We start from the raw sequence: 19,320 nt of genomic DNA, 5'->3' as shown, positions 1-19,320 counted from the left end.
CAGGACGGATTTAAACTAGCACAGAATCCCTTGACGCTTCGCTCGCGCTTGCGAGAGCGTCCTCTCACTTCAGGCCGAAATCCGCCAAAGCCGGGTCGAGCGGGAAGCACATTGCCGATCCACATGCGCAAGTGGAGGAAGAGTGCTTGAGAGCAAACGAAGGATGCGCGCCTGACGGAATCAGAACAGCACACAGCAAAAAGCCCGGCCTCCCGGCCGGGCTTTTTGTTTGTCTTGGTTCGCCAGAACCCGGTTACGCAGCCTCGTCGGCAACCGCAGCATCATCGCCATCGGCTTCCATGTCGCCGTCGGCCTCGGCGTCCATCTCCGCCTTGGCGCCGCGGCGGGGACTCTTGGCCAACTGCCCCTCGATCTCCTTGACTGCTTCGGTCTCCGTGACGTGCTGAACGACCGCGATCTCGCGCGACAGACGATCAAGCGCAGCCTCGTAGAGCTGACGCTCGCTGTAGGACTGCTCGGGCTGAGATTCCGACCGATAGAGGTCGCGGACCACTTCGGCGATCGCAACAATGTCCCCGGAATTGATCTTCGCTTCATATTCCTGCGCCCGTCGCGACCACATGGTGCGTTTGATGCGCGCGCGGCCCTTCAAGGTTTCGAGCGCCCGCTTGACCAGACCAGGCTCGGACAGCTTACGCATGCCAACATTGGCAATCTTCGCCGTCGGCACCCGCAGTGTCATCTTGTCCTTGATGAAATTGATGACGAACAGTTCGAGCTTGGCTCCGGCAATCTCCTGTTCTTCGATCGCCAAAATCTGGCCGACACCATGCGCCGGATAGACCACAAACTCGTTGGTCTTGAACCCCTGGCGCTGGGTCAGAACCTTCTTCGGCTCCTCGACGTGTGCGGCAGCCCTTGCAACAGACTTCACTGCAGGCGTATTGACCGCAGGCTTATTAGCCATGGTTGCTTTCGCAGCGGACTTTACAGTCGGCTTGACAGAGGTCCTTGAACCTACCTTCGAGGCGGACGCGGTCTTCGAAGCAATCGTCTTCGAACCGGCTTTCGAAGCAGCAGCTTTCGAAGCAGCGGTCTTAGAAGTCGCGGTCTTAGCGGACATCCTGGCGGTCTTGCTTGGCATTTCGCCTCTTTTATTTCTTGAGGATTTTCCGGCCGAGCCCTTGGCAGCCGTCGTTCGGGTGATCGGGGCAGCAGTCCGGGTACGAGCTTTTGCTGCACCGCGGTGAGGGGTAGAGGCCCTCGAGTTCGTTTTTTTGCGTGTTTTCTGTGACACAGCCTGCGCGCGGGTATTCCCACGCCTTCCTGGATGTTCACGCCAGAGCCCTTCCGGACCCATAAGCAGGTAAAAGCATCGTCGAATTCGAAAACCCGTTCAGTTTAGCACATTTTCCGCGAAAATCAATGATTTATGCTCGCCCGCCCGCACTCTGGCGGGACTTCCGGCGCTTCTGGTCGCAAAAAGGTAAATCGTGGCCAGTAAACGCCTGCCCCAAAATCAGACGCCTGAAACACGCCGGAAAGACTCAGTCCCCCGCGCCGGGATTTGAAGAAAAATATTTCTCAAATTTGCCATTTTGGCCCTCAAATTCCTTGGCGTCCGGCGGAGCCTCCTTTTTCTGCGTGATGTTTGGCCAGCTCTTGGCGTATTCGGCATTGACTTCAAGCCACTTCTCGAGCCCCGGCTCACTGTCCGGCTTGATGGCCTCGGCGGGGCATTCCGGTTCGCAAACACCGCAATCGATGCACTCATCCGGATGAATGACGAGCATGTTCTCGCCTTCGTAAAAGCAATCGACAGGGCAGACTTCAACGCAATCGGTATATTTGCATTTGATACAGGCATCGTTGACGACGTAAGTCATCCAAGGCTCCGGCACGCTCAGTTTTGCAGGCTGGGGTAGCGCAGGAATAGCACTGCCGCAAGCGGGGGAACCGCTCAGCGGGCGTAAGTTATCCATGAACCGCGACTGAGGAACCGGATCGAAACGGACGACGACGGTCGCACGTGCGGGTGCAGCTGAATCACAATCTAGCTACCAGCTCCGCCGGAAACATCCGACATGTCGTCATAAAGGGTTCGTGCTGCGGTCGAACCGCCTCGCCGTTCGGCAAATCCCGTGACCTTAAGGATACGGATGCCTCGCTCCAGTCTGATCGTGAGCACGTCAGACATTTTGAGGGAGTGACCGGGGGATTTCTTCCTTATGCCGTTGACACGAACATGGCCGGCCTCGACCAGCGCAGCAGCTTGGGTGCGGGCCTTGACCATCCGCGCATGCCACAACCATTTATCGAGACGCTGGCGCTCCAACACACCCAACGGGTCACTCCAATCGCGAAACCACGCCGCTAGCGCGTGTTCCGTAAAAATGGATACCGGTTTTGCGATCAGAATACGCGCTAGTTATTGATTGAGAGCATCCGGATTCCACTCAGCCAGAAATGCTCTCAGGACCGACCGTTCAATCCTTGCGGCCGGCAAGCTGCTCTTTGAGTGCGGCCAGTTTGGCAAACGGCGAGTTCGGATCTATCGACTGCTCGCGCTCGCGCGGCGCGCTGCTGGCGTAGGGACGATGCGAGGGTCCGGCGTCGGAGCGCCCCTCGCGACCGCCCTTGCGGGAACCCTGAACCCGACCCTTGTCCTGGTCCCTGTCCCGACCCTTGTCTTTGAAGCGCTCGCGCGGACGCCCCCCCTTGCCTTCACGCGATTCCCTCTCGTTCCCCGCGGGCGCGCTTTCGGCTGCCCCACCGGCAGACTGTCCACGCCGGCCTCGCCCATACCGCTCGCGCCCTTGCGCTCCCTCGGACGTCTCTTTGTCAGCGGTTGCCGGCTGCGGGCCATCCGGCCGCGCCTGTTGCCGGCGATGCCGATTGCGATCGTGACGCGGACGCCGATCGGCGGACCGACCGCCGGGCCGCCAGACCTCAATCATCGCGGGCGCGCCATCCGCCTCAGCCGGTGCCGCAACATTCGCGGCGATCTCGGCGGAGACCGCATCGCCTTCGATTGCGCTCCCGGCAACAACGGGAGCGGAATCAACCGGCACACCATTGTTGATGGCCGCCTCGCCGGCGTTGGAAGCCGCCGAGGCGCCGACAACTGGCGATGCCGCGGACGGCTCCTCGGCAACTTCAGTCGCCGCTTCTAAGGCCGTCGCCGCGACTCCGGATGAACCCGCATCCACCGCGGTCTCCGGTTCAACAGGTCCGATATCGGCTGTATCCGCGCGGTCGGAAACAGACTCCTGACCCTCAAGCACGACATCCATCGCAACCGCTTGCTGCGACACGCTTTCCGGTGCTCCGCCAGAAACCGCTTCCGCGGTGATCCCCGTCACAGGACCGCTCTCCGTTGCAGGTGTCGGTACCGGACACCGCTCCATGCGATAGCCAAGAGCGCTCAGGATGGAAGCAAAATCCTCACCAGCAGTGCCCGCGAGCGACGTCATGGCCTGCGTCACGACAAACCCGCGGCCATCGAATGCGCCAGCGGGCTTTTCGCCGGGCGCCCCTTCCCGCCATGACAGAGCCGGACGGATCAGGTCGGCAAGCCTTTCGAGGATATCGACGCGGACGGCGCGTTCGCCACATTGCCGATAGCCGAGGGCGCGATAGGCGTCGCGATCGAGCAGCTTGTCCGCCGGGAACGAAGTGCGGCCACTGCTTGCGAGATGCTGCGCGCTGGACAGCGCCGAAAGGTCGGCATTCTCCTGCTTCAGCGCCCACAACAGCGAGGCCAGCGACCGTGCAGCCGGCTTCAAAAGCAAGGGGAAATAGATATGGTAAGCGCCGAAACGCACCCCGTACTTGCGCAAGGACGAGCGCGACGGCTGATCGAGATCCTTTAGTTCCGCAGCGACCTTTTGCCGCTCCAGCACGCCGAGCGCCTCGATCAACTGGAAGGCAATGCCGCGTGCGATACCGGTGATATCCTCCGCTTTAGACAACTCGAACAGCGGCCCGAGAAGCTTCTCGATATGGGTTTTCAGCCATAGATCGAGCCTGGCTTGCACCGCCTCGCGCGGCGCTCCGGTCAGCCGTTCGTCGGAAATGATCCGCAGCCGCGGATGCAGCGCGTCGTCTGCAGCCACCAGTCGCGCCACCGCGTCTCCCGTCCAGCGAATGGTGCCATCCGAGGTCAGCACAAACTGGTCGTCCGCCGCCCCCGACAATTTCTCCGCGCGCGCCTCGATTTCGCCAGCTAGCGCCTTTTGCGCGATCGCCTGCAAGGCCTTGGCTTCGGAACCCGCCTCCGCCGCATCCGGCGCGAACGTAAATCCGTCGAGACGGCCGATCACATGGCCCTCAACGATCACCTCACCCGTCTTGCCGATTTCCGTATCCAACATCGTGTTTTCCCGCAGGCGGCGCATCAATACACTGGTCCGGCGGTCAACGAAACGCTCCGTAAGCCTTTGGTGCAGCGCATCGGACAATTTATTTTCGACCTCGCGCGAAATTGCCTGCCAGTGCCCGGGATCGGCCAGCCAGTCCGGGCGATTTGCCACGAAAGTCCAGGTCCGGATCTGCGCGATCCGTCCCGACAAGGTATCGATATCTCCGTCGGCACGATCGGCCTGCGCGACCTGGGCCGCGAACCAGTCGTCAGGAATCTTGCCTTCACGCATCAGAAAGCCAAACAGTGTCGTCACCAGTTCGGCGTGAGCCGCCGGCGCGATCTTGCGATAATCCGGAATTTGGCAAGCGTCCCACAGCCGCTCCACCGCGGCCGCGCTTTGCGCCATGGCGCGCACCTCGACGTCGCGCGCCGCGTGATCGAGCACCCGCAAATCTTCGGCGATCGGCGCGCGGGTCAGCGCCTCGTGCGAAGGAGTCAGCGCCAGCGAGACTTGCAACCCGCCAAGCGAAGAAAAATCGAGATCGGAATTGCGCCACTGCAGCGTTCTGACTGCCTCAAAAGTGTGGTTCTGCAGCGCGTCCACGAGTTCGGGCTCGAACGGCGCGCAGCGCCCGGTGGTGCCGAAGGTGCCGTTGCGAGTGGCGCGGCCGGCGCGGCCAGCAATCTGCGCGAACTCAGCAGGCGTGAGCCGGCGAAACTGGTAGCCGTCGTATTTACGGTCCGAAGCGAAGGCAACGTGATCGACGTCAAGATTGAGACCCATGCCGACCGCGTCGGTGGCGACCAGATAATCGACGTCACCGGATTGGAACATCGCAACCTGCGCATTGCGGGTGCGCGGGCTAAGCGATCCCAACACCACCGCTGCCCCGCCGTGTTGGCGTCGGATCAGTTCGGCAATGGCGTAAACCTCGTCCGCCGAGAAGGCGACGATCGCAGTACGGCGAGGCTGCCGGGTGATCTTGCGGTCGCCGGCGAATTCAAGCTGGGATAGCCGCGGGCGCGTGACGATACTCGCGCCAGGCAAAAGCCGCTCGACGATCGGGCGCATGGTGGCTGCGCCGAGCAGCAACGTCTCGTCGCGGCCACGCCGGCGTAGCAGGCGGTCGGTGAAAACATGGCCCCTTTCAAGGTCGGCCGCGATCTGGATTTCATCGATGGCGAGGAAAGACACGTCAAGATCCCGCGGCATCGCTTCGACGGTCGAGACCCAAAAGCGCGGGCGGGCCGGCTTGATCTTCTCCTCACCGGTGACCAGGGCGACGGAATCCGCCCCGGCGCGGTCGACAATCTTGTTGTAGATTTCGCGAGCGAGCAGTCGCAGCGGCAGGCCGATAATGCCGGAGGAATGCGCCAGCATCCGCTCGATGGCCAAGTGGGTCTTGCCAGTATTGGTCGGACCGAGCACTGCCGTCACGCCCGCGCCGGGCGCGCGACCGTTGCCGGGCGAAGATATCGAAGATGAAAAGGCCATATTTTCCGAGGGCTTTTGCGGCGCTAGCGGAGCGGGAAGGCGAATGTCAAATCCAAAGCTCCACTGGAGGCTATTGGCTTGGCTCGATCGATCCCAACATTTGCGTAGGCACCCTGCTTGCAGGGGACGCAACCGCACCACGGGATCGGAGGTGTTTCACAATGCGACGCATGCCGAGCCGCAGCTTAAGCTTTGGAACGAGTCCGGAACGAATCGCGCCCGAATCGCTGACTCCTGATCTATCTGGCTTCGTTCACCGCAACATCTCGTGTTTGAATGGACCTATGGAAACTAGATCAAGTTCTGCACCGCTTAACAAGAGTAGCAATTTCTCTTAGTTTATGAATCCATGAACGCATGAATTCAACAGCAGGAGTCAACAGGATTCTCTTGCAGCGAAACGACCTGTCGCCAGTCCCGCGCAGTGCCCACTCCTACCGGGTTTTAGCTGCCGTCTGCGGCGGTATGGCAGTCGTGTGGAACTCGGTCGCCTCCAGCTTGCCCGTGCCTAGCGGCGTTGGAATTGTCAGACGATAGGGTACGAGCACGCGTGTGCCGGCGATCGGCGCCAGCCAGATCTCCATGTTGCGCTCGGCGGCGAGATATTTGATCGCGAAGCGGTCCGGGACGTAGCCGGCGATCGGCGAGAAAAAGATCGCACAGACCACGACCGGGCCTTGATAGCCTTTTCCCGACTTCACGGTGTCCATGCGCTTGAAGTCGAGGCGCAGGTCGTAGCGCATGCGGCCGTCGAAGATCCCGGTCGAGGCATGACAGGCGCTGGGGCCGAGCGGGTCGGTAGTGCCGGGAGCCCGCAGCAGCGTTGCGCTCATTGGATCGAACACGCCGCGCTTGTGCGCGTCGTTGACCGGAATGCGCTTGGGGTCGACCGGCGGGCTCGGCTCGATGACGAAATCCTTTACATTGCCGCCCGCCAGCGACATGCGAATGGTCTCGGATTTCTTGGAGGACGAGATGGTCGCAATATAGCTCGCGGGAATCAACGCGCCGTTGACGATGCGGCCCTGCGAGGAGCCCGTGCCGGTCCCGTGGGCAAGCGCCTTAAGAAGCCCCGTGGCGCCCCCGCTTGCCGCGGCCGAATACTGATCGTCGAGGATATCGACTGTCCAGGCGCCGGTGCCGACGAGAATCCCCGCCAAGGTGACGTCATAGCGAGCCTCAAGCTTGCCCTGCGCCGCCGCCGGCGCCGCCAGCGTCAACATCGCGGCAAACATGGCAAACGGCACGCCGGCCAGTTGCCAAATTGAACAAAGAATCCATCGGAGCAACGTCGTCCGGCATAAGCTCACAACGGGTGGCCCTGCATGTCTCCGTCTGGTCCCAAATATTCTAACAGACTTGGCTTTCCCAAGCCTGCAGACTATCGCCGGTTGTAACGACCGTTGAATCCTCATCTAAGCAGAAGCCACCGAGGGAACCCAGCCCGGCACATCTGCGAACACGTGAAAAAAACAGGGTCGGCTCGGGATTACCGCTTCGGGCCCTGACAAATCTCGGCCTCCTCTGCAACACCGTGGTCGATGGCCATCCGTCGATACGGATTGCGCCCTTTATATGATGCAGGGCACGATGCAGGCAACGCGCGCAGAAATCCGGCCGGAATCCGGAATAATGAGGGGGATGGGCGCAAATAAGCCGAGTTCGGTCCCGACGCCTTGACGCCCTGCTACTGTCCCCCTATACGTCCGGCGTTCCTAAAATGGACACGATTTCGAACCCCGAGCCCGCCTTGAAGGCAGATGCCGGGGACGACAGAGGATTTTCGTATGTCCCGGCGCTGCGAACTGACGGCCAAGGCTCCTTTGGTGGGCCACAGGGTCAGTCACTCCAACATCAAGACCAAGCGGCGCTTCCTGCCGAACTTGGTGAACGTCACCTTCGTGTCAGAAACTCTGGCCAGTTCGGTCCGGTTCCGGGTGTCAACCCATGCCCTGAGGAGCGTGGACCATCGCGGAGGTTTCGATGCCTTCCTGTTGAAGGCGAAGGACTCAGAGCTTTCACCGAAAGCGGTCGAAATCAAGCGCCAGATCCAAAAGAAGCAGACCGCCAAGGCGGACTGATAACGTCGGGCTTGTTCGTTCGCTCGAACTCTCCGCCGCTACCGAGAATACGAAGGATCGGCCCCCCGCCGAACCCGGTCTTTAACTTTTGGTAGTGCGTCAGACGCACGACCTTACTTGGCACTGCCACTGCATTGCAGACGGGCGATCCCCCTTCGCGCGAAAGCTTGTGAATCTCAGTAAGGCATTGCGAATGTGATCGAGGCCGGCGTCGAGCGCCTGCGATCCGGCCGCCATCCAATCCACCCGGCCATCCAATTAGCGATTCGGTAACCGCCAATTGGGTGCGCTTCCGTGATTTTACTCATCCTTCAAGGGTCAGAAAATACAGTCCTGCCTCCGGATCGCGATTTTCGCGGCCATCGAATTCGTGGAGGCTTCCCATGAAGGGGGTAGTTTACAATCTGTTCGAAGAGGCCGTCGTCGAGAAATTTGGCGCCGATATCTGGGACGACCTGCTCGACGATGCCGGCGTAGCCGGCGCCTACACCTCGCTCGGCAATTATACCGACGACGAGATGATCGCACTGGTCGAAGCTGCGGCCGCCAAGCTGGATATGACCAGCAGCGATGTCCTGCGATGGTTCGGCGAACAGGCGATGCCGCTGCTCAAGCAGCGATACCCGGACTTCTTCTTGCCCCACAATTCATCGCGCAGCTTCGTTCTGAGCGTCAACAAGATCATCCACCCGGAGGTTCGCAAGCTCTACTCCGGCGCCAAGTGTCCGTTCTTCCACTTCCGCGAAACTCCGGAGGGCAACGTGACGATGGGCTATGAATCGTCGCGCCGGATGTGCGACCTGGCTCATGGTTTCATCAAAGGTGCTGCAGGCATTTTTTGCGAAGAAGTCAATGTTACGCATCATACCTGCATGAACCACGGTGCGGACAAATGCTTGATGGAAATCAAATGGGTATCCTGACCCCTTCCGCAGCTACGTTTGCCGATCCTTTCGATCAATTCAACCTCAGGATTCTGAAGCTCGAAAATCGCCTGCAGCGCGAGCGCGTGGCGCGACTGAAGGCGGAAGAGATCGCGGAAAAGGGTTTGAGAGATTTGTATGAGAAGCAGCAACAGCTTGCGCTGCTCGAGACCATCGCGACGGCGGCAAACCAGAGCAACTCGATCGACGACACCATGCGTTTTGCGCTCGACGCCATTTGCCAGCACACCGGCTGGGGCTTCGGCAATGTCTACCTGCCCTCCGCAACCATCCCCGACTATCTTGTACCGGCTGGCGTTTGGCATGCCGCCAACCCTGCGCATCTCGATGCTTTTATTTCGTTGACCTTGGAAACCGACTTCGCCATCGGCGAAGGATTGCCGGGCCGGGTCTATCAATCCGGCAAGCCCGTCTGGATTTCCGATCTGACCCTAGATCGCAATTTTCCGCGCACCGTGGTTGCCGCGCTGTCCGGCTGCTGCGCCGCGTTCGCATTTCCAGTGCTGGTCGGCAACGACGTGCTCGGCGTATTGGAATTTTTTCATCACAGCACGGTCAGCCCAGACAATCAGTTCCTGGGCGTGCTCGCGCAAATCGGCACCCAGCTTGGCCGCGTCGTCGAACGCCGCCGCGCCGAACAGAAACTGATGCACGATGCGACGCATGATCCGCTGACCGGACTGCCGAATCGCCTGCTGCTCACCGACCGGCTGGAGCGCGCGGTTGCGACGCATCTGCGCCGGCCGGACATCGGTTTCGCGGTGATCTTCATCGATCTCGACCGCTTCAAGCTGGTCAATGACAGTCTTGGGCATTCCGCCGGCGACATATTACTGCAGGAAATCGCCCATCGCTTCAGCCAGACGCTGATCGAGTCCGGTCATAAGCTCGCCGTCGGCGAGGCGACGCTAGCCCGGCTCGGCGGCGACGAATTCATCATCCTGCTGGAGGACGTCCAGCGCAGTTCCATCGCCGTCGATATCGCACAATCGTTGCAAGATTCTCTACAAAACCCGCTGTTCATCGACGGTCAAGAACTGTATTCGTCAGCCAGCATCGGTGTCGCCTCCAGCGAGGCGGGATATACCTGCGCGCCGGACATCATGCGAGATGCCGATCTGGCGATGTACCGCGCCAAGGCTGAAGGCCGTGCTCGCGTCGAAATCTTCGATCAAAGCCTACACGTCGACGCCAGGCGGCGCCTGACGCTGGAGAGCGAGTTGCGCAATGCGCTGAAGAAAAAAGAATTCGTGCTGCATTATCAACCTATCATCTCCCTTGGCTCGCGCGCAATGACCGGCTTCGAGGCGCTGGTGCGCTGGCAAAAAAGTGACGGGCAAATCATTCCACCGTCGGACTTCATTCCGCTCGCCGAGGAAACCGGCCTTATCGTCTTCATCGGCAGTTGGGTGCTCGAACAATCACTCAAAACTCTAGCAAGGTGGCAGCAAGAATTTCCCCGGGCCGAGCCGCTGAGCATGAGCGTCAACGTCTCGCCACGCCAGTTTCACCAGACCGAATTCGTCGAACAAGTGATCAATGCGGTAACCGCCAGCGGAGTCCCGCCACAAACGCTGCGGCTGGAAATCACCGAAAGCGTCACCATTCAGAACGCCCAGCACGCCGTCGGAATTCTGCAACGCTTGCGCGAGTTCGGCGTGCGCGTCAGCATCGACGATTTTGGCACCGGCTACTCCTCGCTAAGCTATCTGCATCAACTACCGTTCGACACCCTGAAGATCGATCGCTCGTTCGTCTCGGCGCTGCAATCGCGCAGCGACGGCGGGCAGATCGTTCAGACCATCCTTGACCTCGCGAAGAACCTCAATCTCGATGTCGTCGCCGAGGGCACCGAGTCTGAGGACCATGTCAAAATCTTGCATCAGATGGGATGCGGTTATGCGCAGGGCTATTTCTTCTCGCGCCCATTGAACGAAACCGCGGTGGTCGAGATGCTGTCGGCCAAGGACACCGCAGTGGAGGCGCTGCCGCCGTTGCTGGCAAATGGCTAGCGCGTATTTCTAATGGATACCGGCTTTGCGATCAGAATACGCGCAAGTTCTCGATTGAGAATTTTCTTCACGCGAACCGACTTCCAAGCCAAAATGCTCTAGTCGACCAGCGTGAACTGCATCAGCAGCGTGCGCTGGATTAACGAAAAGTTGTCATCGGATACGAGCGTTAGAACGACTTCGCCATCGTCGTTCACGAACGCACTGAGTCCTTCGAAATTGTCGATCTCCTGTCCGAGATCGGCATCGAAAATCGAGGGGCCATCCACCAGCGCGTCGGGCGCGATCGCATCGATCTTGATACGGCGGATGCGGACACCGATGCCGCCGGTCAGCGAGAATTTGCGTTCGAGGATCAACAGGTCCCCCGCAGGCAGCAAACAGGCGTCGCTGACATCGAAATTCTCGGTCCGATGGATGGCGAACCGGCCAGGCGAGGGTCCGCCGATCAGGAACGCGATGATATTGCGACCCGTATCGAGCCCACGTTCGGAGATCGCGATCAGCGTGCCGCCGAGCGGTCTGTCGCGTGGAACGACCACCATCGCCTCAACCCCCCGGTTGAACGGCAGCCCACCGATTGCCGCCGGCACCTCGACCTCTTCTCCCCGCGCGCGGGTATATCCCTTGTCAAAGTCGAAGCGCATGATCCGGTTGGCCCGCTCGATGCCGACATAGACCAGCGATCGATCGAGCGCGATCGATTCAGTATCGAACCAGCCGCGCGCGGTGATCGGCCTGCCATCGTGTCCTAGCATCGGCGCGGCCTCGACGTCCGCGAGCCCGACCATCTCACCGACCGTCCCGTAGACGATGCGGCCGGTGAACCAGGTGCCTTTGTCGCTGGCGGAAATGAACTGTTGCCCTTTTGAATCCAACCGCAGGCTCGACAACCCTCCGAAGCCGCGAAACGAGGAGGTGAGGATCAGCCCGCTACGAAAGGCGAGCGATCCGAAGCGCGTGCGCGAGCGATCACGCAGATCGAACGAGGCGACATGACGGGCGTTAACGGTAATCGACACCGCCGCTGGCGGCGTAAGCTCGTCAGGAGGCGGTTGTTCAGTCGCGTGGGTTGCGAATCTCGCGCGGGCCGCGGAGGGATCCGTCAACAGCAGGCCGGTTGACATCAGAAAAAGCAGGCTGCGGCGATCGATCAATGGTGCCATTCGCGGAGGACCGATCTGTCCGCGATGCGTCCCATACGCAGCACGGCATGTTGGCACCGCCGGGGACGCTGCGGACACCGGCTGTGTGTAATGGCTCCGCTTTTGCGAAGCAACGCGTTTGCGTCCCCGTTCGGGATGCCACCAACGCGCGCCGAGCTACTACGAATGCAGCTTGCGCGGGCGGCGCACTGGCGCGGGCGGCGGATCATGCGTCTCGCTGAACAGTTCGGCGAGCTGTTCGGTAATGGCGCCGCCGAGTTCTTCGGCATCCACGATGGTCACCGCGCGGCGATAATAGCGCGTCACATCGTGACCGATGCCGATGGCAATCAGTTCGACCGGGGATCGGGTTTCGATTTCCTCGATCACCCATCGCAGGTGACGCTCGAGATAATTTCCCGGATTGACCGAGAGAGTGGAATCATCGACCGGCGCACCGTCCGAGATCATCATCAAAATTTTACGCTGCTCGGAACGGCCCAGCAGCCGCTTATGCGCCCAGTCCAGCGCCTCACCGTCGATGTTCTCCTTGAGCAGACCCTCGCGCATCATCAACCCGAGGTTTTTCCGGGCCCGCCGCCAGGGGGCATCGGCGGCTTTATAAATGATATGACGGAGATCGTTGAGCCGCCCCGGCGTGACCGGCTTGCCGGCGGCGAGCCACGCCTCACGCGACTGCCCACCCTTCCAGGCTCGCGTCGTGAAGCCGAGAATTTCGACCTTGACGCCGCATCGTTCCAGCGTGCGCGCCAGAATATCGGCGCAGGTCGCGGCCACCGTGATCGGCCTGCCTCGCATCGAACCGGAATTGTCGAGCAGCAATGTCACCACGGTATCACGGAAGGTCGCCTCTTTCTCGTGCTTGAACGATAGTGGCTGATAGGGATCGATCACCACGCGCGCCAACCGCGCCGGATCGAGAATGCCTTCCTCCAGATCAAACTCCCAGGCGCGATTTTGTTGCGCCATCAAGCGACGCTGAAGGCGATTGGCGAGCCGCGCCACGATGCCCTGCAGGTGCGCAAGCTGCTTGTCGAGATAGCTACGCAGCCGCTCCAGTTCGTCATGATCGCAGAGGTCTTCAGCAGCGATGATCTCATCGAATTTTGGCGCGAAAGCGTGATATTCCGGGCCGCGCGGTTCATTGGCGCCCCTCACATTGGGCCGCGTTGCCTCGCCGGGCATCTCATCCTCAGCAAGGTCGCCATCCTCGAAAGCGTCGCTCGCGGAAGCCTGCGCGCTTTCCATGGCGCCGTCCGGCATTTCATCAGTCGCATCCTGCGCCTGATCCGCATTCATCTCCTGAGCGGCCTCGCTGTCGAGCGAGCCTTCCGCGCCGGACTGATCGTTCTCGCCCTCGCGGTTGTCGTCCTGGTTCTCCTCCTTCTCTGTCTCGGTATTGGTGTCATCACCGAGATCGAGCTCCGACAACAGGTCGTGCACGAGGTCGCCGAACTTCGCCTGGTCCTCGGTAAAATGGCTGAGCTGATCCAGCCGAGTGCCGATCTTGTCTTCCAGGAACGGTCGCCAAAGATCGACCACCTTGCACGCAGCGGTAGGCGGCGGCAGGCCGGTCAGCCGCTCGCGCACCATCATCGCCAGCGCATCCGACAGCGGCGCGTCGGCACGGTCGGTGATCTCATCGTATTTGCCGCGATGGAAATGATCGTCGAGCATCGCAGTCAGATTCTTTGCGACCCCTGTCATCCGGCGAGAACCAATGGCCTCGACCCGAGCCTGCTCTACTGCGTCGAATACGCCCTTCGCCTGCGGATTACCGGGCATCAGCTTGCGGTGCACTTTCGGATCGTGGCAGGCGATCTTCAGCGCGATGGAATCCGCATGACCCCGCACGATCGCCGCGTCGCGCCTGCTCATCTTGCGTCCGGGCTCGGGCAGCCGCGCCTTACCCGGCGACAGACCGGGCCGCTCGATGGCAAACGTCACTTCAAGCTCAGGTTGTCGGGCGATGGCGCGCAGGCAGGACGTCACCGCACGCTTGAAAGGCTCGGTCGGCGCTTCCTTCGGCGCGGTACGGAACTTGTTACTGGGTGATGCGGTGCTCATAACGCCTTTCCCTCGACCCGCGCGCGGGGAGAGGTATACAGAATCAACTCAACGCCACGTTGACCGCGGATTCGCTCAGTTCGACGTTGAAGCAGCGCTGGTAGAATTCAGCGACCAGCGGGCGCTCGAGTTCGTCGCACTTGTTGAGGAAGGTGACGCGAAAGGCAAAGCCCAGATCGTCGAAAATCTCGGCGTTCTCCGCCCAGGTGATGACGGTACGCGGGCTCATCACCGTGGAGAGATCGCCGTTGGCGAAGGCATTACGCGTGAGATCCGCTAACCTCACCATTTTACCGACAGTATCGCGGCCTTCTGGCGTGCGATAGCGTCGGGCCTTGGCCAGAACAATCTCGACCTCGTTGTCGTGCGGTAAATAGTTCAGCGTGGCAACAATGTTCCAACGGTCCATCTGCGCCTGATTGATCTGCTGGGTGCCATGATAAAGGCCGGAAGTGTCGCCGAGACCGATGGTATTCGCAGTCGCGAACAGGCGGAACGCCGGATGTGGCTTGATGACCCGGCTCTGATCGAGCAGCGTCAAGCGTCCTGAGGATTCCAGCACGCGCTGGATCACGAACATCACGTCCGGACGACCGGCATCGTATTCGTCGAAGCACAACGCCACATTGTTCTGGTAGGCCCATGGCAGAATGCCGTCGCGGAATTCGGTGACCTGCTTGCCGTCCTTGACCACGATCGCATCCTTGCCGACGAGATCGATCCGGCTGATGTGACTGTCGAGATTGACGCGCACGCAAGGCCAGTTCAACCGCGCCGCCACCTGCTCGATATGGGTTGATTTGCCGGTACCATGATAACCGGTGACCATGACACGGCGGTTCTTGGCGAAGCCGGCGAGAATTGCCAGCGTGGTTGCGCGATCGAAGCGGTAGTCGGGATCAACATCCGGCACGTGCGGATCGGTCCCGGAATAGGCGGGAACCTCGAGATCACTGTCGATTCCGAATACCTGCCGCACCGACACCTTCATGTCTGGCAGGCCTGCGGAGGTTTCGGTTTTGGTCATGGCGGCGGTCGTCATCAATCCTCCGAGGTTCGGGGGGCGCTCCCGAAACCAGGACGCGCATGGCTACGGATGAGAGGCCCGCGCGAAATTTAGCAGAGAGCAGCAGCCGGCAGAAGCCCGTCAGGCGATCAAAGTTCCATTGGGATATCATCGAGATATGCACCAAATGCAGATTTTGAAGGACTGCTCCGCGAATCAGGCCCGCTCAGCCAAAATTTGCCGGAAGAACTCTTGAACCAAGGAGACCTTGGAGACATTTGGTGTAACTAGGCGTCAGCCGGGGCGCGAGGACTTTCGTGACCGATTTCATCGCGCATTTGAGCAGCCTCGTGGCCGCCCATGCAGGGCTCGCCTATTCCGCCGTCTTTCTCGCCGCGTTGCTCGAAGCCGTTCCGGTGTTCGGCTCGCTCATCCCCGGTTCGACAATCATTCTCGCAATGAGCGCCCTGATCGGCAGTGGCGAACTGAAACTTTTACCGGTCATGCTTGGCGCGATCGTCGGGGCCGTCATCGGCGACGGCAGCGCGTTCTGGATCGGGCATCGATCCGAACGCGAAATCCTCGGGGTCTGGCCGATGTCGCGCTATCCCGGCCTCGTCGCGCAGAGCAAAACCTTCTTCAATCGTTATGGCACGCTGGCCGTATTCTTTGCCCGCTTCGTCGCACCGGTACGCGCCCTGGTGCCGCTGACAGCCGGCGCGCTGGGGATGCCGCCGTTGATATTTTCTGCCGTGAACATCCCGGCGATCTTGCTCTGGGCTTCCGCGCATATCTTGCCCGGCGCGCTCGCAATATCGGCGCTGCATCATTATGGCGGGCTACCTCATCATTTCGGCAAACTGATCTGGATTGCTGCCGTGATCGTCGTTGCCGCGATCATCGGCGCCGGGACATGGTGGCGTTACCGCGGGCGCGGCTGCAACGTGTCTGCCACTGTGGATAAGCGAACCGGCTAGTGACCACTAGCAACTATAAACTTCTAGTGGAGTTTTGGATTCTACATTCGCAATGCGAGCCCGCAGCAGGTGGGGTGCGAATGTCAAATCCGCTCCACTAGCTATCATTGGAGCGATCATGACCAAACCTCTTGTGGTGTCGATTCCACACCGCCTCGGCAAGGACGAAGCGGTACGCCGGATGAAAGCGGGACTTGGCAGCGCCCGAACGCAATACGCCCAGTTGATCCAGGTCAATGAAGAACTGTGGAGCGGCGACCGCCTAGTTTTTTCCGTCACGGCCATGAAGCAGCAGGTGTCGGGAATTATGGACGTCTCCGAAGACCATGTTCGTCTCGAAGTGACATTGCCGTGGCTGCTCGCTCGCCTAGCCCACGGAATTCAGGGCGTGATTCAGAAAAAAGGCACGCTGATGCTCGAGAAGAAAACGGATGAACGTTGACAGGTGACGCCAACGTTCGATGGGAGCAGCGCGAGGCGACGCCTCACGCGCTGCGCACGACCGTCTTCAGGTAATTGTATGCCTTGATGATCTCGATCAGGCGGTCTTCCGTCGAGCGATCGCCGCCGTTGGCATCGGGATGATGCTGCTTCACCAGCATCTTGTATTTCGCCTTCACAGTTTCGAGCGTCGCGTCGGCGCCGAGGCCCAATACTTGTAACGCCTTGCGCTCCGCGTTGAATACCTTGCGCGTCTCGGGTTTGGCTTCGGAACCTGACCCCGGACCGGGACGCCATTTTCCGCGGCCATTGAGTTCACCGAACACGCTGAAGGGATCGGCCATGCCGTCGAGATCGATGTCGCCGGCCTTGCCTTTGCCCTTGGTGCCGTTGGCGCCCATCTTCCAGGTCGGGCGGTGGCCGGTCAGCGCATCCTTCTGATAGCGCGCGACCGCGTCCGCATTCATGCCCTGAAAGAAATTGTAGGACTGGTTGTACGCGCGAACATGATTGAGGCAGAAATGGAAATACTCGCGCTCGTTGCCGCGGCCTTTCGGTGCGCGGTGTGATCCTCTGCTCTCACAGTCCGGCCACTCGCAGGCGACCACTTCCTCGCGCGCGCGCGGCTGCTTCGCACCGGCCCTCGGCTTGATGCGGATGCTATCGAAGAATTTCGACGAATCTATCGGCATGATGTGTTTGACACCGCAATGCTCTAGGCTTCAAGTCTTGACATCGCATTTATTCCGTCCGGCGTCCGCACCATTGACGGAAACGAACGATGGGCGTTAAGTCGCTCGCCATGAGCGTGAAGGATAGCATCTCGCAGAAACTCAACGAAGCTTTCGCCCCAGAAAGCCTCGATGTCGCCGACGAGTCGTATCTTCATGAGGGTCACGCCGGCCATCGGCCGGGCGGCGAGACGCATTTCCGTATTCATATTGTGTCGCGAGCTTTCGAAGGAAAGAGCCGGGTCGAGCGTCATCGAATGATAAATACGCTGCTCGCCGCGGAACTGGCCGGACCCATTCACGCGCTGGCGATTCGGGCGACGGTACCGGGCGAACCGGGAAGCTAAATGCGGGGCACGCGGACAGCAAGGTCCGTCCCTCGTGGTGGTTTCAACTGGATGTGGATAGTCGGCCGGCAAGAGCCGCTTCGAAGCAGCGTGTCCATCGCCAGCGCACACGCCGCTCAAAATTCACCTTGCGCTTTTATCGGATATTAACCCGCTTTTCAGTACATCGGAGCAGACTACCTCCGTGTTACGGCAAAACGCGCACGCAGTAGGGCGTAACACATTCGGATTCGACTCGCTGGAATCATCCATGGCCGAAGCAGCCTCGACGGCGCTCATCGCCGAACTGGAAAGTGCGGTGAAGGGCGGCTCATCCGAGCGACGGCTCCAGATGCTTCGCCAGGTCACCGACCTGTTCCTGTCCGATGCCGACCGGCTCAACGAAAATCAGATCGGCGTCTTCGATGACGTTCTCGTCCGGCTGATGGAGCAGATGGAGGCGCGCACGCTGGCGCAACTCAGCACGAACCTTTCGGGGTCAAGCCTCGCACCGAAGGAGACCGTCCGGCAACTTGCTTATCATCAGGATGAGTCAGTCGCAGTACCGGTTTTGACAAAATCAACCAGACTGTCTGACGGCGACCTGATTGAAATCGCGAGCCTGCGCGGGCCGCAGCACCTGCTCGCCATATCGCACCGCGATACTTTGAGCGAGGGAGTGACCGACGTGCTGCTTAAACGCGGCGACTCGCGGGTCTCCCATACGCTGGCCAAGAATGCAGGCGCGCGCTTCTCCGAAACCGGTTACGCGGTCCTGGTTGAAAGCTCCGAAAAGGACGATACTCTCGCTGAGAAGCTTGGGCTGCGGTTGGACATCCCGCTCAAGGTGCTCCGCGAACTTCTTTCCCGAGCCAGCGCCGCGGTGCGAGAGCGTCTGCTCAAGGCGGCGCCCCCTGAAATGCGCGCGAAGATTCAAGCCGCGATCCAATCAGTGGTCGAACAGATCGCCTCTCCCAGCGTGGCACCGGTCAACTACGCCGAGTCGGAGTCGATGGTCCTTGCCCTGAACCGGGCCGGAAAGCTCGGCGACCAAACCATCAACCGGTTTGCGATACAGGGTGAGTACACCCACATTATTGCTGCGCTCGCGCTGTTGAACTCCGTGAGAACCGAAGCAATCGAGCCGCTGATCACCAACCCTCGCCCCGACGGATTGATCGTTGCCTGCAAGGCAGCGCGGCTGGACTGGTCAACGACCAATATGATCCTTCGCAATCGCCCGCATTGCCGTCCTCTGACCAAGCAGGAATTCGAAAACGGCCGCGAAGTGTTCGACGCGCTCTCTCTGTCATCAGCGCAACGCACCATCCGGTTCTGGTCCGCGCGCGGCTCGGCGAGGAAAGCCGATGCGCCGGACACGGCGGTCGCCATTTCGGACATCTGAGCCATGAGTTGGGGCAATCGGAAAGACGACCGGGTGACATTCGCTACCGGCTATTCCGTTCTGATGATGGGAATCGACGGAACATGGCAACGGTCATGCACCATGCTGGACATCTCCAACAGCGGCGCGCGTCTTCAGGTGAAAGACTCGATCGAAGGATTGAACCTCAAGGAGTTCTTTCTGCTGCTGTCATCGACCGGCCTCGCCTTTCGTCGCTGTGAGCTCGTCCGCGTCAATGGCGACGAGATTGGCGTCAAATTCGTTGAGGACAAGGTTCCGAACAAGAAGAAAGGCCGGGCGCTTGCCAAATCCGATTCGTGACATAGCGCGTTTTTGAGCGAAGCA

Annotated in this window: 17 protein-coding genes; 8 read left to right on the top strand and 9 right to left on the bottom strand. The window is 60.4% G+C overall.

The features are described 5' to 3' along the window. Positions 1–253: 253 nt before the first annotated feature. From B2M20_RS02260 to B2M20_RS02240, 5 genes are all read right to left on the bottom strand, one after another. Positions 254–1,105, bottom strand: coding sequence for a CarD family transcriptional regulator (locus B2M20_RS02260; protein WP_079445481.1), 852 nt, complete (start codon positions 1,103–1,105; stop codon positions 254–256). Between the two features lie 403 nt (positions 1,106–1,508). After that, positions 1,509–1,847: a ferredoxin FdxA gene (fdxA, locus tag B2M20_RS02255; RefSeq protein ID WP_079445480.1), complete on the bottom strand. Its 339-nt coding sequence runs from the start codon at positions 1,845–1,847 to the stop codon at positions 1,509–1,511. Positions 1,848–2,014: 167 nt separating this feature from the next. Next, positions 2,015–2,296, bottom strand: coding sequence for an RNA-binding S4 domain-containing protein (locus tag B2M20_RS02250; RefSeq protein ID WP_079445479.1), 282 nt, complete (start codon positions 2,294–2,296; stop codon positions 2,015–2,017). A gap of 151 nt (positions 2,297–2,447) precedes the next feature. Next, positions 2,448–5,819: a helicase-related protein gene (locus B2M20_RS02245; protein WP_079445478.1), complete on the bottom strand. Its 3,372-nt coding sequence runs from the start codon at positions 5,817–5,819 to the stop codon at positions 2,448–2,450. Between the two features lie 434 nt (positions 5,820–6,253). Further along, entirely contained in the window at positions 6,254–7,054 is an 801-nt protein-coding gene (locus B2M20_RS02240) for a DUF3108 domain-containing protein (protein ID WP_244553382.1), read from the bottom strand. Between the two features lie 552 nt (positions 7,055–7,606). Between B2M20_RS02240 and rpmB the strand changes: the two genes are divergently transcribed. The 3 genes from rpmB (at position 7,607) to B2M20_RS02225 (ending at position 10,856) form a co-directional block, all read left to right on the top strand. Beyond that, positions 7,607–7,900, top strand: a complete 294-nt coding sequence (gene rpmB / locus B2M20_RS02235) for a 50S ribosomal protein L28 (RefSeq protein ID WP_079445476.1) — start codon at positions 7,607–7,609, stop codon at positions 7,898–7,900. A 383-nt stretch (positions 7,901–8,283) separates the two neighbouring features. Further along, positions 8,284–8,823 (top strand): heme NO-binding domain-containing protein, encoded by a 540-nt coding sequence (locus tag B2M20_RS02230; RefSeq protein WP_079445475.1) that lies wholly within the window; start codon positions 8,284–8,286, stop codon positions 8,821–8,823. Next, entirely contained in the window at positions 8,811–10,856 is a 2,046-nt protein-coding gene (locus tag B2M20_RS02225; RefSeq protein ID WP_158081481.1) for a bifunctional diguanylate cyclase/phosphodiesterase, read from the top strand. The genes B2M20_RS02230 and B2M20_RS02225 overlap by 13 nt, the downstream gene beginning before the upstream one ends. 98 nt (positions 10,857–10,954) lie before the next feature. Here the strand turns inward: B2M20_RS02225 and B2M20_RS02220 are convergent, their stop codons facing one another. The 3 genes from B2M20_RS02220 to cobS form a co-directional block, all read right to left on the bottom strand. Then, positions 10,955–12,022, bottom strand: a complete 1,068-nt coding sequence (locus B2M20_RS02220) for an esterase-like activity of phytase family protein (protein ID WP_079445473.1) — start codon at positions 12,020–12,022, stop codon at positions 10,955–10,957. Between the two features lie 159 nt (positions 12,023–12,181). After that, positions 12,182–14,089, bottom strand: a complete 1,908-nt coding sequence (gene cobT, locus B2M20_RS02215; RefSeq protein WP_079445472.1) for a cobaltochelatase subunit CobT — start codon at positions 14,087–14,089, stop codon at positions 12,182–12,184. A gap of 43 nt (positions 14,090–14,132) precedes the next feature. Beyond that, positions 14,133–15,131, bottom strand: a complete 999-nt coding sequence (gene cobS / locus B2M20_RS02210; protein ID WP_079445471.1) for a cobaltochelatase subunit CobS — start codon at positions 15,129–15,131, stop codon at positions 14,133–14,135. Between the two features lie 281 nt (positions 15,132–15,412). Between cobS and B2M20_RS02205 the strand changes: the two genes are divergently transcribed. Both B2M20_RS02205 and B2M20_RS02200 read left to right on the top strand, forming a co-directional pair. Then, positions 15,413–16,072 carry a DedA family protein gene (locus B2M20_RS02205; protein ID WP_079445470.1) on the top strand — a complete coding sequence of 220 codons (660 nt, stop codon included), beginning with the start codon at positions 15,413–15,415 and terminating at the stop codon, positions 16,070–16,072. 118 nt (positions 16,073–16,190) lie between these two features. Continuing rightward, positions 16,191–16,514 carry a polyhydroxyalkanoic acid system family protein gene (locus B2M20_RS02200; protein ID WP_079445469.1) on the top strand — a complete coding sequence of 108 codons (324 nt, stop codon included), beginning with the start codon at positions 16,191–16,193 and terminating at the stop codon, positions 16,512–16,514. Positions 16,515–16,557: 43 nt separating this feature from the next. Here B2M20_RS02200 and B2M20_RS02195 read toward each other — a convergent pair whose 3' ends face one another. After that, positions 16,558–17,205 (bottom strand): J domain-containing protein, encoded by a 648-nt coding sequence (locus tag B2M20_RS02195; protein ID WP_079445468.1) that lies wholly within the window; start codon positions 17,203–17,205, stop codon positions 16,558–16,560. A gap of 110 nt (positions 17,206–17,315) precedes the next feature. On the opposite strand from B2M20_RS02195, the gene B2M20_RS02190 reads away from it, so the two are divergent. The 3 genes from B2M20_RS02190 to B2M20_RS02180 all read left to right on the top strand — a co-directional run bounded on the left by B2M20_RS02190 (position 17,316) and on the right by B2M20_RS02180 (position 19,296). Then, on the top strand, positions 17,316–17,591 hold the full coding sequence (locus tag B2M20_RS02190) for a BolA family protein (protein WP_079445540.1): 276 nt from the start codon (positions 17,316–17,318) through the stop codon (positions 17,589–17,591). A 250-nt stretch (positions 17,592–17,841) separates the two neighbouring features. After that, the gene (locus B2M20_RS02185) at positions 17,842–18,975 is read left to right on the top strand and encodes a DUF2336 domain-containing protein (protein WP_079445467.1); all 1,134 of its coding nucleotides are present in this window, start codon (positions 17,842–17,844) and stop codon (positions 18,973–18,975) included. Between the two features lie 3 nt (positions 18,976–18,978). Further along, on the top strand, positions 18,979–19,296 hold the full coding sequence (locus B2M20_RS02180) for a PilZ domain-containing protein (protein WP_079445466.1): 318 nt from the start codon (positions 18,979–18,981) through the stop codon (positions 19,294–19,296). Positions 19,297–19,320 lie beyond the last annotated feature (24 nt).

Source organism: Nitrobacter vulgaris (assembly GCF_002028545.1).
GTDB classification, from domain to species: Bacteria; Pseudomonadota; Alphaproteobacteria; order Rhizobiales; family Xanthobacteraceae; genus Nitrobacter; species Nitrobacter vulgaris.
The sequence above is the reverse complement of the archived record's forward strand: the minus strand, read 5'-3'. Positions and strand labels throughout refer to the sequence as shown.

What these genes read in the sequence shown, in the direction of transcription:
- cobS (WP_079445471.1), bottom strand. Translation starts at nt 15,131, where the DNA reads ATGACGACCGCCGCCATGACCAAAACCGAAACCTCCGCAGGCCTGCCA.
- rpmB (WP_079445476.1), top strand. Translation starts at nt 7,607, where the DNA reads ATGTCCCGGCGCTGCGAACTGACGGCCAAGGCTCCTTTGGTGGGCCAC.
- B2M20_RS02185 (WP_079445467.1), top strand. Translation starts at nt 17,842, where the DNA reads ATGGCCGAAGCAGCCTCGACGGCGCTCATCGCCGAACTGGAAAGTGCG.
- B2M20_RS02225 (WP_158081481.1), top strand. Translation starts at nt 8,811, where the DNA reads ATGGGTATCCTGACCCCTTCCGCAGCTACGTTTGCCGATCCTTTCGAT.
- B2M20_RS02220 (WP_079445473.1), bottom strand. Translation starts at nt 12,022, where the DNA reads ATGGCACCATTGATCGATCGCCGCAGCCTGCTTTTTCTGATGTCAACC.
- cobT (WP_079445472.1), bottom strand. Translation starts at nt 14,089, where the DNA reads ATGAGCACCGCATCACCCAGTAACAAGTTCCGTACCGCGCCGAAGGAA.
- B2M20_RS02200 (WP_079445469.1), top strand. Translation starts at nt 16,191, where the DNA reads ATGACCAAACCTCTTGTGGTGTCGATTCCACACCGCCTCGGCAAGGAC.
- B2M20_RS02190 (WP_079445540.1), top strand. Translation starts at nt 17,316, where the DNA reads ATGAGCGTGAAGGATAGCATCTCGCAGAAACTCAACGAAGCTTTCGCC.
- B2M20_RS02260 (WP_079445481.1), bottom strand. Translation starts at nt 1,105, where the DNA reads ATGCCAAGCAAGACCGCCAGGATGTCCGCTAAGACCGCGACTTCTAAG.
- B2M20_RS02240 (WP_244553382.1), bottom strand. Translation starts at nt 7,054, where the DNA reads ATGTTTGCCGCGATGTTGACGCTGGCGGCGCCGGCGGCGGCGCAGGGC.
- B2M20_RS02180 (WP_079445466.1), top strand. Translation starts at nt 18,979, where the DNA reads ATGAGTTGGGGCAATCGGAAAGACGACCGGGTGACATTCGCTACCGGC.
- fdxA (WP_079445480.1), bottom strand. Translation starts at nt 1,847, where the DNA reads ATGACTTACGTCGTCAACGATGCCTGTATCAAATGCAAATATACCGAT.
- B2M20_RS02195 (WP_079445468.1), bottom strand. Translation starts at nt 17,205, where the DNA reads ATGCCGATAGATTCGTCGAAATTCTTCGATAGCATCCGCATCAAGCCG.
- B2M20_RS02230 (WP_079445475.1), top strand. Translation starts at nt 8,284, where the DNA reads ATGAAGGGGGTAGTTTACAATCTGTTCGAAGAGGCCGTCGTCGAGAAA.
- B2M20_RS02245 (WP_079445478.1), bottom strand. Translation starts at nt 5,819, where the DNA reads ATGGCCTTTTCATCTTCGATATCTTCGCCCGGCAACGGTCGCGCGCCC.